10 protein-coding genes are annotated in these 13,253 nt (G+C 68.2%); 7 read left to right on the top strand and 3 right to left on the bottom strand.

Going from position 1 to position 13,253, the window contains the following annotated elements:
• Positions 1-80 precede the first annotated feature (80 nt).
• Together AC4D2R_RS05765 and AC4D2R_RS05760 are read right to left on the bottom strand one after the other, a co-directional pair.
• Positions 81-1,493: an MFS transporter gene (locus AC4D2R_RS05765; RefSeq protein WP_490902371.1), complete on the bottom strand. Its 1,413-nt coding sequence runs from the start codon at positions 1,491-1,493 to the stop codon at positions 81-83.
• A 144-nt stretch (positions 1,494-1,637) separates the two neighbouring features.
• Positions 1,638-3,038 (bottom strand): NAD(P)H-quinone dehydrogenase, encoded by a 1,401-nt coding sequence (locus AC4D2R_RS05760; RefSeq protein ID WP_490938353.1) that lies wholly within the window; start codon positions 3,036-3,038, stop codon positions 1,638-1,640.
• Between the two features lie 219 nt (positions 3,039-3,257).
• Between AC4D2R_RS05760 and AC4D2R_RS05755 the strand changes: the two genes are divergently transcribed.
• The 4 genes from AC4D2R_RS05755 to AC4D2R_RS05740 all read left to right on the top strand — a co-directional run bounded on the left by AC4D2R_RS05755 (position 3,258) and on the right by AC4D2R_RS05740 (position 7,014).
• Entirely contained in the window at positions 3,258-4,058 is an 801-nt protein-coding gene (locus AC4D2R_RS05755) for a purine-nucleoside phosphorylase (RefSeq protein ID WP_490938351.1), read from the top strand.
• Positions 4,059-4,112: 54 nt separating this feature from the next.
• Complete coding sequence (locus AC4D2R_RS05750; RefSeq protein ID WP_490938349.1) at positions 4,113-5,849, top strand: phospho-sugar mutase; 1,737 nt, start codon at positions 4,113-4,115, stop codon at positions 5,847-5,849.
• A gap of 118 nt (positions 5,850-5,967) precedes the next feature.
• Positions 5,968-6,648 (top strand): deoxyribose-phosphate aldolase, encoded by a 681-nt coding sequence (gene deoC, locus AC4D2R_RS05745; protein WP_490938347.1) that lies wholly within the window; start codon positions 5,968-5,970, stop codon positions 6,646-6,648.
• Between the two features lie 39 nt (positions 6,649-6,687).
• Positions 6,688-7,014, top strand: coding sequence for a hypothetical protein (locus AC4D2R_RS05740; RefSeq protein ID WP_490938345.1), 327 nt, complete (start codon positions 6,688-6,690; stop codon positions 7,012-7,014).
• Positions 7,015-7,162: 148 nt separating this feature from the next.
• Here the strand turns inward: AC4D2R_RS05740 and mfd are convergent, their stop codons facing one another.
• Positions 7,163-10,762 carry a transcription-repair coupling factor gene (mfd, locus tag AC4D2R_RS05735; protein ID WP_490938343.1) on the bottom strand — a complete coding sequence of 1,200 codons (3,600 nt, stop codon included), beginning with the start codon at positions 10,760-10,762 and terminating at the stop codon, positions 7,163-7,165.
• A gap of 344 nt (positions 10,763-11,106) precedes the next feature.
• On the opposite strand from mfd, the gene AC4D2R_RS05730 reads away from it, so the two are divergent.
• From AC4D2R_RS05730 to nhaA, 3 genes are all read left to right on the top strand, one after another.
• A complete protein-coding gene (locus AC4D2R_RS05730) occupies positions 11,107-11,604 on the top strand; it encodes a DUF2505 domain-containing protein (protein WP_490902360.1) in 498 nt (165 codons plus the stop codon).
• A 16-nt stretch (positions 11,605-11,620) separates the two neighbouring features.
• On the top strand, positions 11,621-11,842 hold the full coding sequence (locus AC4D2R_RS05725; RefSeq protein ID WP_459285029.1) for an SCO4848 family membrane protein: 222 nt from the start codon (positions 11,621-11,623) through the stop codon (positions 11,840-11,842).
• Between the two features lie 64 nt (positions 11,843-11,906).
• Positions 11,907-13,250: a Na+/H+ antiporter NhaA gene (nhaA, locus tag AC4D2R_RS05720; RefSeq protein WP_490938341.1), complete on the top strand. Its 1,344-nt coding sequence runs from the start codon at positions 11,907-11,909 to the stop codon at positions 13,248-13,250.
• Positions 13,251-13,253: the final 3 nt, after the last annotated feature.

Here is a 13,253-nt window from a genome sequence, read left to right as displayed (position 1 = left end):
CCCCCCCCCCCCCCCCCCCCCCCCCCCCCCCCCCCCCCCCGCCGCCGCTTGGGAAAGGATGCCGGGATCCCGGCCCGTGCTCAGGCGATGTTGTTCTCGTAGTCGCGGTCCCGGGTCTCGCGGGAGATCCACAGGGCAATGAAGGTGAGTACCGCGGCGAGGCTCAGGTAGAGCCCCACAAGGAAGGTGCTTCCGTCTGCGACCTTCCACAGCGCAATGGCAACGAAGGAGGCCGGCGCCGCTCCGATCACGCTGGAGAGGTTGTAGGCCACGGCTGAGCCGGTGTAGCGGACGTTTGCCGGGAACAGCTCCGGCAGGACGGCCGCCATCGGTCCGAAGGTCAGCCCCATGAGGATGAACCCGATGATCAGCAGAGCTATCGCACCGGTGGCGCCGGCGCCGAAGAACGGAACCCAGGTGAACCCGAAGACGGCGATGCCGGCGGTGACCACCAGGAGCATCTTGCGGCGGCCGAACCGCTCCGCCAGCGGCCCGGAGACCAGCGTGAAGATCCCAAAGAACACGACACCGAGGATGAGCATCCACAGGAAGTCGCCGCGGGCGATTCCGAGTCCCGGCACGAAGCCGGCGGCCTGGGCATCGGTGAACGTCTTGCCTGCAGCCTCGGCTCCCGCCCGGGCCTGCTCAACCGTCGCGGGGCTGGTGCCGTAGGTCAGGGTGAACGAGGTCATGAGGTAGAACAGCACGTACGTGGCGAACATGATGAACGTGCCAAGGAGCAGGGGCCGCCAGTGGCGCCGGAAGACCTCGCCGAGGGGAAGCTTCACGACCAGGCCGCGCTCCTGCACCTTCTGGAACGAGAGGCTCTCGATGAGCTTGAGCCGCACGTAGAGGCCGATGATGACCATCACAGCACTGAGCAGGAACGGCACGCGCCAGCCCCAGCTCAGGAACTGCTCGTCGGTCAGGGTGGAGTTCAGGAGGACGAAGAGCAGGTTCGCGATGATGAAGCCGATGGGGGCTCCGAGCTGCGGGAAGGTCCCGAACACGGCGCGCTTGCCCTTGGGTGCGTTTTCGGTGGCCAGCAGGGCGGCACCGCTCCACTCGCCGCCGAGCGCCAGCCCCTGGAAGAAGCGCAGCACGACGAGCAGCAGCGGGGCCAGGATGATCCAGCCCGCGTTCTCCGCGGTGGGAAGCAGCCCGATCAGGAAGGTGGCGATGCCCATGGTGAGCAGGGAGGCAACGAGTGTTGCCTTGCGCCCGATCTTGTCGCCGTAGTGGCCGAAGATGATTGAGCCAAGGGGCCGCGCCACGAAGGCGACGCCGAAGACGGCGAACGAGCTCAGGAGCTGGTTTGCCGGGGTGGCGTTGGGGAAGAACAGCGCGGGGAACACAAGCACCGACGCCGTGGCGTAGATGTAGAAGTCGTAGAACTCAATTGTGGTGCCGATGAGGCTGGCGAAGATAACGCGGCCGCGGGAGTTGAGCGGCGCGGCGGCCTCGCCTTGAACGGCGGGCGATGATGAGGACATGAGGGCGGCTTCCTGGTGCGGGGCGCCCCGTTCCGAGGCCGTGCCGGAAAGCCGGTACGGGACGGAGCAATTCCATGAACCCGATTATGGAACCACTGTCGTCCACAGAGTGGATAAGCCTGTCCACTCTGTGGACACACGCTGCTACAGGTGGACGTGGAGCCGCCGCGCCGCCTCGGAGATCGAACCGGTGAGGGACGGGTAGACGGTGAACGTGTTGGCGACGTCGTCGACGTGGAGCTTCTTGGTCACGGCGATCGCGAGCGGGAAGATCAGCTCCGAGGCCCGCGGTCCGACGACAACCCCGCCGATCACCGTGCCCGACCCGGCACGGGCGATGACCTTGATGAAGCCGTCCTTGACGTTCATCATCTTTGCCCGCGCGTTCGTCGAGAGCGAGAGCTTGATGACGTCGCCCTGGTACCTGCCCGACTCGATGTCCGCCTCGGAGACTCCGACTGTTGCGATCTCCGGGGAGGTGAAGATGTTCGAGGCGACCTGCTTGAGCTTCAGGGGCGTGACGCTGTCGCCCATCAGGTGGGCGATCGCGATGCGCCCCTGCATCGCCGCAACCGAGGCCAGCGCAAGGACACCGGTGCAGTCGCCGGCAGCGTAGACGTTCGGGGCCGTGGTCCTCGAGACGCTGTCAACCACGATGTGGCCCGAGTCCGTCACGGCGACGCCGGCTTCCTCGAGCCCGATGCCTGCCGTGTTGGGGACGGCGCCAACGGCCATGAGGCAGTGGCTTCCCTCGATGACCTGGCCGTCGGAGAGGAGCACCTCGACGCCGTCGGCGGTGCGCTTGACGCGGTCGGCGCGGGTCTTGGAGAGCACCGTCATGCCGCGCTCGCGGAACACGCCCTCGAGGACGGCCGCGGCGTCGGCGTCCTCGCCGGGGAGGACCTGGTCCCGGCTCGAGACTAGGGTGACCTTCGCCCCGAGGCCGTTGTAGGCAGAGGCGAACTCGGCGCCGGTGACGCCCGAGCCGACCACGATCAGATGCTCGGGGACCTTCTCCAGCTTGTAGACCTGGGTCCAGTTGAAGATGCGTTCGCCGTCGGGCTGCGCGGAGGGCAGCTCACGCGGATGGGCTCCGACCGAGATGAGGACGGCATCGGCTTCGATGATCGAGGTCTCGCCGTCAACCTCCACCTCGAGGCGGTGGTTGTCAAGGAGCTTTCCGGTCCCGATGATCACGCGCACTCCGGCACGCTCGAGGGTGCGGCGGATGTCGGAGGACTGCTCGAGGGCGAGCTTCAGGAGCCGCTGGTTGACCTTGTGGAGGTCCGCGCTCACGACGGCGGTCTCGCCGAACTCGACCCCGAGGCTGTGGGCGTCGGTGAGCCGGGTCATCGTGTCGGCCGTGGCGATGAGGGTCTTCGAGGGCACCACGTCGGTGAGCACTGCCGATCCGCCAAGCCCTGCCCGCTCCACGATGGTGACTTCCGCGCCGAGTGAGGAGGCGACCATAGCCGCCTCGTAACCGCCGGGCCCTCCGCCGAGGATCGCGAGGCGCCGTGAACTGGTTTCCTGTTGTGTGGTCACAAGTCGTTATTCTCCCTTATGCAGCGCGCCGGCCCAAACGTTCGCGGGCGCAATTTTTCCCAATGACGCGCCCCCGCATCGAATGCGACAGCCGCGGCAGCAATACCGCGTGCGGCCGTCGCATCACGGTGCTGCCGTCGCTTCCGGGTGCGGCGGCCGCAGCTGCGCGCCCGGGGTGGGCGGTGGAACGGCCCAACCGCAAGGGGGTAGGTTGTACCGGTGACGAATGATCCTTTTGACCTGGCGCGCAGCGCCGCCGAATACATTGCACAGGCCACCGGCGTCGAGCAGCACCACATTGCGCTCGTCCTCGGATCGGGCTGGGGCGAGGCAGCCGAACTCATCGGCGAGACCACCCATACCCTGAGCGCCTCCGACATCCCGGGCTTTTCCGCCCCGGCCGTCGTCGGGCATGTCGGCACGATCCGTTCTGTGCTTACCCCGTCCGGGAAGCGCGTGCTGATCCTTGGCGCCCGCACCCACTACTACGAAGGCAAGGGCGTGCGCGCCGTCGTCCACGGCGTGCGCACTGCCGCTGCCGCCGGGGTGAAAACGCTGATCCTGACCAACGGGTGCGGCGGGCTCAACGAGGCGTGGAAGCCGGGCACACCGGTGATGATCAGCGACCACATCAACCTGACCGCCACCTCGCCCCTCGAGGGGGCGACGTTCGTCGATCTCACCGACCTCTACTCGCGGCGGCTGCGCAGCCTCGCCCTCGAGGTCGACCCGTCCCTCGAAGAGGGCGTCTACGCCCAGTTCACCGGCCCCCACTACGAAACCCCGGCCGAGGTCCAGTACGCCAAGCGGATCGGCGTCGACCTCGTGGGCATGTCCACGGCGCTTGAGGCGATCGCCGCCCGGCACGTCGGCCTTGAGGTGTTCGGCATTTCGCTCGTGACCAACCTCGCCGCCGGAATCAGCCCGGTGCCGCTGAGCCACGCCGAAGTCCTCGAGGCCGGGCAGGCCGCCGGTCCTCGTATTTCCCGCCTCCTCGCCGGCATCGTGGCCAAACTCTAGGCAAAGCCCGGATCCGATGTCCCCCCTCTCCACCGCACCGAAGCAGGTTTGGCAATGAACCCCGATCAGCAGCACCTCCTGACCACCGCCGGGGCCTGGGCCGCCGCCGACCCGGACCAGCAGACCGCCGCCGAGCTGAGGGAACTCCTCGAAACGGCGCAGTCGGGTGCTCCTGCGGCGGACGCGGCGCTGGCCGAGCTGCAGGACCGCTTCTCGGGACCCCTCCTGTTCGGCACCGCGGGCCTGCGCGCCGCGCTCGGGGCCGGGCCGAACCGCATGAACCGGGTCGTGGTGCGCCGCGCGGCCGCGGGGGTCGCCGCGTACGCCCTCGAACTCGCGGCGGGCAATGGCGGAGGTGGCGGCTACGTGCCCCGTGCGGTCGTCGGCTTCGACGCACGGCACAACTCGAGGATCTTCGCCGAGGAGACCGCCGCGATTTTCACCGCCGTGGGAATCGAAACCTTCCTGCTGCCCTCCGAGCTGCCGACCCCGGTGCTCGCCTACGCGGTGCGGGCCCTGGCGTGCGAGGTGGGCATCATGGTCACCGCCAGCCACAACCCGCCCCAGGACAACGGCTACAAGGTCTACCTTGGCGGACGAGCCGTCGAGGAGGACGCACGCGGCGTCCAGATCGTCGCACCCCACGACGCCGGCATCGCCGCGCACATCGCGGCGATTGGAGCACTCGACCGGGTTCCGCTCGCGGACGGCGGCTGGAGCGTGCTCCCCGCGTCGATCGAGGACGACTACATCGCCACGATCACCGGTCTTTCGGACCCGGAGGTGGGCGGCCGCGACCTCTCGATCGTGCTCACCCCGCTGCACGGCGTCGGCGGCCGCACCGCGCAGGCCGTCCTTGCGGCGGCCGGCTTCACCAACGTCACGGTGGTCAAGGAACAGGCCGATCCCGATCCCGACTTCCCGACCGTCGCCTTCCCCAACCCGGAAGAGCCCGGCGCCCTGGATCTCGCCCTCGCGGCCGCCGCAGCCTCCGGCGCCGACCTCGTCATCGCCAACGACCCCGACGCCGACCGCGTGGCGCTTGCCGCCGTCGACCCCGCCACGGGTTCCTGGCGCATGCTGCGCGGGGACGAGGTGGGCACCCTGCTGGGGATCCACCTTGCCTCGCGGTATGCCGCCGCCGATTCCGCGCCGGTGTTCGCCAACTCGATCGTCTCCTCCCGCCTGCTGAGCAAGGTGGCCGCGGCCGCCGGCATCCTCCACGCGCAGACCCTCACCGGCTTCAAGTGGATCGCCCGCGTCCCCGGACTCGCCTACGGCTACGAGGAGGCGCTGGGCTACTGCGTCGCACCGCAGTCGGTGCGGGACAAGGACGGAATCTCCGCCGGGCTGCTCCTGGCCGAACTCGCCGCCGCCACCCGCGCCGCAGGGCTCACCCTCTTCGACCTGCTCGACCGGGCCTACCTCGAGCACGGCGTGCACGCGGCCGACCAGGTGTCGCTCAGGGTCGACAACCTGGCGCTGCTCGGTGAGATGATGGCGCGGCTTCGCGCGAACCCGCCGGCGGCCTTCGCCGGCTCCCCCGTTGCCCACGCCCAGGATCTCGCCCAGGGATCGGCCGGGCTCCCCCCGACCGACGGGCTCCTTTACCTCACCGAGGACTCGACCCGCGTGATCATCCGCCCCAGCGGCACCGAACCCAAGCTCAAGTGCTACCTCGAAGTGGTTGAGCCGGCCGCGTCGGCCGCCGCACTCGGCGGGGCCAAAGCCGACGCCGCCGCACGCCTCGCCGCGGTCGGTGCCGACGTCCGCGCGGCACTGGGCGCCTAGGCCGACCCGCTTGCCCGGCAGCCGTCACGGCCCTCCCCGGGACGGCTGCCGGACCTTCAGGGACCCCTCCCGGCGCGGGCGTTGCCGGGAGGAACCACAGGCGTGAAAAGATGGAGTTATGCCTAATGACATTTCCCTCGCCTCCTACATCGACCACACCCTCCTGAAGCCCGAGGCAAGCCGCGAGCAGATCCTCAGCATGTGCGAAGAGGCCGTGCAGTACGGGTTCAAGTCGGTGTGCGTCAACCCGATCTGGGTCAGCACCGTCCGTACCGCCGTCAAGGACAGCGGCGTGCTGACCTGCTCCGTGATCGGCTTCCCCTTCGGTGCGACACCTACCGAGGTCAAGGTCTTCGAAGCCAACGGTGCCGTGGCCGACGGCGCCGACGAGATCGACGTGGTCATCAACATCGCCGCGGCCCGGGCCGGCGAGTACGAGGCCCTGGTGAACGACATCCGTGCGGTGGCCGAGGCGGTGCACTCCGGCGGAGCGATCCTCAAGGTCATCATCGAAACCTCGCAGCTCAATGACGAGCAGAAAGTCCTTGCCAGCAAGGCCTCCGTCGAGGCAGGAGCCGACTTCGTGAAGACCTCCACCGGGTTCAACGGCGGCGGAGCCACGGTCGAGGACGTTGCGCTGATGCGCAGAACCGTTGGACCGGACGTGGGCGTCAAGGCCTCGGGCGGGGTGCGCACCCTGGCCGACGCGAAGGCGATGATCGCCGCCGGGGCATCGCGGATCGGTGCCAGCTCGGGAGTCGCTATCCTTAAGGGTGAACAGGGCTCCGCGGGTTACTGACGGGCAGCACGAACGTTTCTTAGTCGAAGGAGTTTCAACATGTCACACCCAATTGAGGCCGACGCAGCGCGGTCCGAGCGCCAGCAGCCCGTAGCCGAGGACCGGCAGCCCTCGCACGCCGGCGAGGGACGCCTCGTCGAGAACATCGTGGTGTTCGCCATCATGTTCGTCCTGTTCGCGGCGGCACTCTGGGTCATCACCTTCTTTGACCAGACAAACGTCTGGCCCTTCGCCGTCTGCCTCATCCTTGCCTTCGTCGCGTTCTTCGTGCCACAGGGCATCCTGGGCCGCTCGGACACTGGCTCCGACCTCGCCGCGGGCAACCGCCGCCGGTCGAAGTCGACCTCCGCCGCCGTCGACTCCTGACCCTGCCGGAGGGCAGTAAGCACTCCCGGATTCCGAAAGAGGCCGCCCCCGCAGGGGGCGGCCTCTTCTGTTGGAACCGTTCCTGCTGGAACCGTTCCGAACCGGCACTGTTGCGCAGTGCTGCTGGGGCGCGCCGGGCCGGCTGACGCTAGCCGGTGAACACCGCATCAACGACGTTCTTCACCCATTCGAGGATCTCGGCGTCCACGAGGTCCCGGCCTCCGATCCGCGCCGTCTTGGGCTTGGGCACGAGCACCGCGTTGAGGGCAGGCTTGACCGAGGACCCGGGATACATCCGCGCCAGCCGCATCTGCTTCGACTCCGGAAGGTCGGCCGGAGCGAACTTGATGAAGTTGCCCTGGAGGGCGACGTCGGTGAGTCCTGCCGCCCGGGCCGCCACGCGGAAGCGCGCAACAGCGATCAGGTTGGCCACGGGAGGCGGAAGCTCCCCGTAGCGGTCGACGAGCTCGGCGACCACCTCGTCGATCGCCTCGTTCGTGGAGGCCGCCGCGAGCTTGCGGTACGCCTCGAGCCGCAGCCGCTCCCCCGGCACGTAGTCGTGCGGCAGGTGGGCGTTGACCGGCAGTTCAATCTTCATCTCCGCGGCCTTCTCCTCAGCCTCCCCACGGAAGTTCGCGACGGCCTCGCCCACGAGCCGGATGTAGAGGTCGAAGCCGACGCCCTGGATATGGCCCGACTGCTCTCCGCCAAGCAGGTTGCCGGCGCCGCGGATCTCGAGGTCCTTCAACGCCAGCTGCATTCCGGCGCCCAGTTCGTTGTGGGAGGCCACGGCTTTGAGCCGCTCGAGTGCCACCTCGCCCAGCGGCTTCTCCGTCGGGTAGAGGAAGTAGGCGTAGGCGCGTTCGCGCCCGCGTCCCACGCGCCCGCGCAGCTGGTGCAGCTGGGAGAGCCCGTAGTTGTCTGCCCGGTCGACGATCAGGGTGTTGGCGTTGGAGATGTCGAGTCCGGTCTCGATGATCGTCGTGCAGACGAGCACGTCGAAACGCTTCTCCCAGAAGTCGACGATGATCTGTTCCAGGCGCGACTCGCTCATCTGCCCGTGCGCAACCGCAACCCGGGCCTCCGGCACCAGTTCGCGCAGCTGCGCCGCGGTGCGGTCGATAGAGGAAACCCGGTTGTGGACGAAGAACACCTGGCCCTCGCGCATCAGCTCCCGCCGGATGGCGGCGGACGCCTGCTTGTCGGTGTAGGGGCCAACATAGGTGAGGACGGGGTGGCGCTCCTCGGGCGGGGTCGCCAGCGTGGAGGTCTCCCGGATGCCGGTCAGCGACATCTCGAGGGTCCGCGGGATCGGGGTGGCGCTCATGGCAAGCACATCCACGTTGGTGCGCATCTTCTTCAGCGCCTCCTTGTGCTCAACCCCGAAGCGCTGCTCCTCGTCAACGATCACCAGGCCGAGGTCCTTGAAGGCGATCTCCTTCGAGAGCAACCGGTGCGTGCCAATGACGACGTCGACGGCTCCGGAGGCAAGCCCTGCCGCGGTCTCCTTCGATTCCTTGGCGGTCTGGAACCGGGACATCGGCCGGACCTGCACGGGGAAGCCGGAGAACCGTTCCGAGAACGTCTCGAAGTGCTGCTGCACCAGCAGCGTGGTCGGCACGAGCACCGCCACCTGCTTGCCGTCCTGGACGGCTTTGAAAGCCGCCCGCACCGCGATCTCGGTCTTGCCGTAGCCGACGTCTCCGGAGACCAGCCGGTCCATCGGCACTTCGCGCTCCATGTCGGCCTTGACCTCGTTGATCGTTGTCAGCTGATCCGGGGTCTCGACGTAAGGGAAAGCCTCCTCGAGGTCGCGCTGCCACGTGGTGTCCGGACCGAACGCGTGCCCGCGCGAGGCCATGCGCGCCGAGTAGAGCCGGATCAGCTCCCCGGCAATCTCCTTGACTGCCTTCCGGGCCTGGTTCTTCGTCTTGCTCCAGTCGGATCCGCCCATCTTGCTCAGCGCCGGTGCGTCCCCGCCCACGTAGCGGGTCACCTGGTCGAGCTGGTCGGTCGGCACGAACAGCCGGTCACCGGGTGCGCCGCGCTTGGACGGCGCGTACTCGAGCACCAGGTACTCCCGGGTGGTCCGGGTCGGCCCGGCCCCGGTGGAGCGCTGCATCAGCTCGACGAACCGCGCCACTCCGTGCTGTTCGTGGACAACGTAGTCGCCCTCTTTGAGCTGCAGCGGATCCACGGCGTTGCGCCGGCGGGAGGGCATCTTGCGCATGTCCCGGGTGCCGTGCGCGCTGGTGCGCCCCAGCAGGTCGGCCTCGGTCAGCAGACCCAGCTTCAGGGAGTCGACAACAAATCCGCGCCCGGCGCGCGCTGTGGTGATCTCGATCATGCCCGGCTGCGGCGTACTGTCGAGTGCGTCGACGCGGCGGGCGGGAATGTTCGAGTCGGCGAACAGCTCGGCAAGGCGCTTGGCCGGCCCGGGACCGTCCGTGGCAACCACAACGCGCCAGGAGCCGCGGATGCGCCCGCCGATGAACTCCATCATCTCGGCAACATCGCCCTGGTAGCCGCGGGGTTCGCGGGCGTGGAGGCTGAAGCTGTCGACGTCGGCAAGCAGGTCGTCGTCGGCGCCAAGCGAGGTGATCCCCCACCAGGCAACGCCGTGCTCGAGGGCCGTGGTTCGGGTCTCGGTCAGGGACCTGAAGCTCGCCGCCTGCAGTTCGGTGCCGAGGCCGCCGCCGAGGTCGAGCGGCGCGGCGCCGCCGTCGGATGCGGTGGACCAGGCCGCGGCGAGGAACTCTTCGTTCGTCGCGGCGAGGTCGAAGGCGCGGGCGCGCACCTTCTCCGGTTCGATGACGACGGCGAGCGAGCCCTCGGGCAGTTCCCCGACGAACGGCACCATCGAATCGACGAGGACCGGCGCAAGGGACTCCATCCCTTCGACTGCGATCCCACCGGCGATCTTCTCGAGCATGCCGGCCGCGGCGGGCAGCTGAGGTCCGAGCTTCGCCGCCCGTGACATGACCGAGGGGGTGATCAGCAGTTCACGGCAGGGAGGGGCGTAGAGGACCGACGGATGTTCCTCGGAGGAAAGCGAGCGCTGGTCTGCGACGGCGAACCAGCGCATCGACTCGACTTCGTCGCCGAAGAAGTCGATGCGCACCGGGTGGTCCTCGGTCGGCGGGAACACGTCGATGATCCCGCCGCGCACGGCGAACTCACCGCGGTGGGTGACCATGTCGACCCGGGCATAGGCCGCGTCGCTGAGCGCGCGGACCACGTCGTCGAAGGGCATTTCGTCGCCGACCTTGAGCGTCACCGGTTTCAGCTCGCCAAGACCCGCCACAAGCGGCTGGACGACGGCGCGGATCGGTGCCGTGATGATCCGTACCGGTGAGCCTTCGGGGTGGGCAAGCCGCCGCAGGACGGAGAGCCGCCGGCCAACGGTGTCGGAGCGCGGGGAGAGACGTTCGTGGGGCAGGGTCTCCCAGCTCGGAAACTCCTCGATTTCCGATTCCGGGAGGTAGCTGCGCAGGGCCGCGGCAAGGTCCTCGGCTTCGCGGCCGGTGGCGGTGACAGCAACCACCACCGGTGCCGCCTGGGCGAGGTTTTCTGCCTCGTCCCCGCGCAGCCCGTCGACCATTTCGGCAAGCAGGGCAGCCCGCATGCCGGGAGGGGCACCGACCTGGAGGTCGGTGCTGCGGCTGGTTCCCCTCCGGGAGGCGTTGGTGCGTACGCGGGAGTAGGAGGCGTCCTCGGCGAGCGCAACACGCAGTCCGTTGAGGTTCATGGGGGTCGGCTCCTTGATGGGTCGCGCTGTCGTTCGGTCGCTGCCGTTGGGACGGGCTGTGGCGCCGGAACGGCGATGGTCGATGCCGGCCGGGTTGACGGACAGCACAAAAAGCCGGAATTCGCATCGAATCCCGGGAACGGTCCTCCCAGTTTACCGCGTGCCCACCGCTGGGCTTTCGCGCCCCGCGGCACCCTGGCCGGCGCTGAAAGAGGCCGCGGCGGGGTGTCGGCGAGCCGCCGCGGGGTGTGCGTGACGCTCGGGTGCCACCCAGATCGGCGCCTGCCGCGTTCGTCGAGGCCTTAGGATTGCACAAGCAAAACCAACACCTATCCGGAGGAACTATGGCACTGAACGCCTCGACCACTCTGCCCTTCGACACAGCCGAGGTGACCCGCGTCTTCACCGACGAGGGCTTCCTGAAGCACATGAGCCAGCATGTCGGCGGAACCCTCGAGTCGCTCACTGTCAGCGGTCCCATCACCGAAGCCTTCACCCTGACGGCCGTGCGGACGATGCCAACGACCCGGCTGCCCGACATCGCCCGGAAGTTCGTCGGAGAAACGCTGAAGGTCACCCAGACCGAGCACTGGAGCGCGCCCGCCGCCGACGGCTCCCGCGAGGCGCAGGTCGAGATGGCCGTGGCGGGAGTGCCCCTGAGCGTGACTGCGGTGCAGCGCCTCGTCACCGACGGCGCGGGCACCCGGGTTGACCTGACCGGCTCGGTGAGCTCATCGATACCCTTCCTGGGCGGCAAGATCGCCGGAGCGGCCGAACCGATGATCGGCAAGGCCCTGAACGTCCAGGCGGCCGAAGCCCAGCGCTGGCTCGAAACCCACTAACCGGAAAGACCCAATCGTGTCATTACCCGCTCCACTTGCCCTCGTCCTGATCCTCTCCGGGGTCTGGACGCTCATCGTCTGGCCTCCGTTCCTCCGCCGGATCCTCAAGGATCCCCGGGCCAGGGATGAAAAAGGCGCACCCACGCGCTTCCTCACGGTTCACTTCATGCTCATCTCGACGTCGATGATCCTCGGACTTGCGACGGCGATCATCGGCGTACGCGCGTTGGCGGGCTAGCCCGTCCGACCGGGAATGGCCCGGGCCGAAACCATCACGACCTTCACCGCAGGAGAAGCCGCACATGTCCAGTGAATATTCCGGTAACCGCGTGCTCCAGCGCTCAAGCTATCCGGAGTACCTGCGGATCAACGAGATCCTGCGCAAGGAGACGGTCGGGGGGATCATCCTCCTTGTCGTGACGGTTGCCGCCCTCGTCTGGGCGAATTCGCCGGCCTCCGCCTCCTACTTCGCGCTGCGCGACTTCGAATTCGGCTACGAGCCCTGGCATTTGAAGCTCAGCGTCGGCGAGTGGGCGGCGGACGGCCTCCTCGCGATCTTCTTCTTCCTGACCGGGCTCGAGCTGAAGCGCGAGTTCGTCGCCGGGGACCTGCGCCGTTTCAGCCGAGCCATCGTTCCGGTGGCCGCCGCGGCCGGCGGAGTCCTCGTGCCGGCGCTCGTGTACACGGCGGTGAACATCTCCTCCCCCGACACCCTGCGTGGCTGGGCCATCCCCACCGCCACCGACATCGCCTTCGCCCTTGCCGTGCTGGCAGTGATCAGTTCGCACCTTCCCGGGGCGCTGCGGATCTTCCTGCTCACGCTCGCCGTCGTCGATGACCTGATCGCCATTGCGATCATCGCGTTCTTCTACTCAACCGACGTCCATGTCTCGTACCTCCTGTGGATGCTCCTGCCCCTTGGGCTTTTCGGGTTCCTCGCGCAGAAGAACCCCCGCTACTTCGGCCGGCGCACACCTGCCGCCTGGTTCATCCTGCTGCCGCTCGGCGTCGTGGCCTGGGCGCTGATGCACGCCTCGGGGGTCCATGCCACAGTGGCGGGGGTCCTGCTCGGCTTCCTGGTTCCGGTGATGCGCAGGGGCAAGGGCGGCGTGGCAAAGCTGCCAACGCCCGAAAAGCCGGGCCTCGCCGAAATCTTCGAGCATCGGTTCCGGCCCCTGTCCACGGGCGTGGCAATCCCCCTGTTCGCGTTCTTCTCGGCGGGAGTGGCAATCGGAGGTGTGGAGGGCTTTGTTTCGGCACTCGATGATCCGGTGACGATCGGTATCCTGCTCGCACTGGTCCTGGGTAAGCCCGCGGGGATCCTGCTCACCACCTGGGCGGTGACCAAGACGACGAAGGCGGATCTCGACCCGGGGCTGAGCTGGTGGGACGTCCTCGGCGTCGGGCTGTTGGCCGGGGTCGGGTTCACCGTCTCGCTGCTGGTCAACGACCTCAGCTTCGGGGCAGGGACCGAACACAACGACCACGCCAAGGTCGCCATCCTGTCGGCGTCGCTGGCGTCGGCACTGCTTGCGGCTGTTGTGCTGCGGTCGCGCAATCGGCGCTACCGCCGCATCGAGGAAGAGGAAAAGGCGGACTCCGACAACGACGGGATCCCCGATGTGTTCGAAGACCGAGACAGCTAGCGG

Source organism: Arthrobacter sp. TJ-217 (assembly GCF_058269255.1).
Note: the sequence above shows the minus strand (reverse complement) of the source record. Positions and strands in the feature narration are given on the sequence as shown.

Coding starts and splice junctions, on each gene's coding strand:
- AC4D2R_RS05765 (WP_490902371.1), bottom strand. CDS start 1,493: ATGTCCTCATCATCGCCCGCCGTTCAAGGCGAGGCCGCCGCGCCGCTC.
- AC4D2R_RS05750 (WP_490938349.1), top strand. CDS start 4,113: ATGAACCCCGATCAGCAGCACCTCCTGACCACCGCCGGGGCCTGGGCC.
- nhaA (WP_490938341.1), top strand. CDS start 11,907: ATGTCCAGTGAATATTCCGGTAACCGCGTGCTCCAGCGCTCAAGCTAT.
- mfd (WP_490938343.1), bottom strand. CDS start 10,762: ATGAACCTCAACGGACTGCGTGTTGCGCTCGCCGAGGACGCCTCCTAC.
- AC4D2R_RS05730 (WP_490902360.1), top strand. CDS start 11,107: ATGGCACTGAACGCCTCGACCACTCTGCCCTTCGACACAGCCGAGGTG.
- deoC (WP_490938347.1), top strand. CDS start 5,968: ATGCCTAATGACATTTCCCTCGCCTCCTACATCGACCACACCCTCCTG.
- AC4D2R_RS05740 (WP_490938345.1), top strand. CDS start 6,688: ATGTCACACCCAATTGAGGCCGACGCAGCGCGGTCCGAGCGCCAGCAG.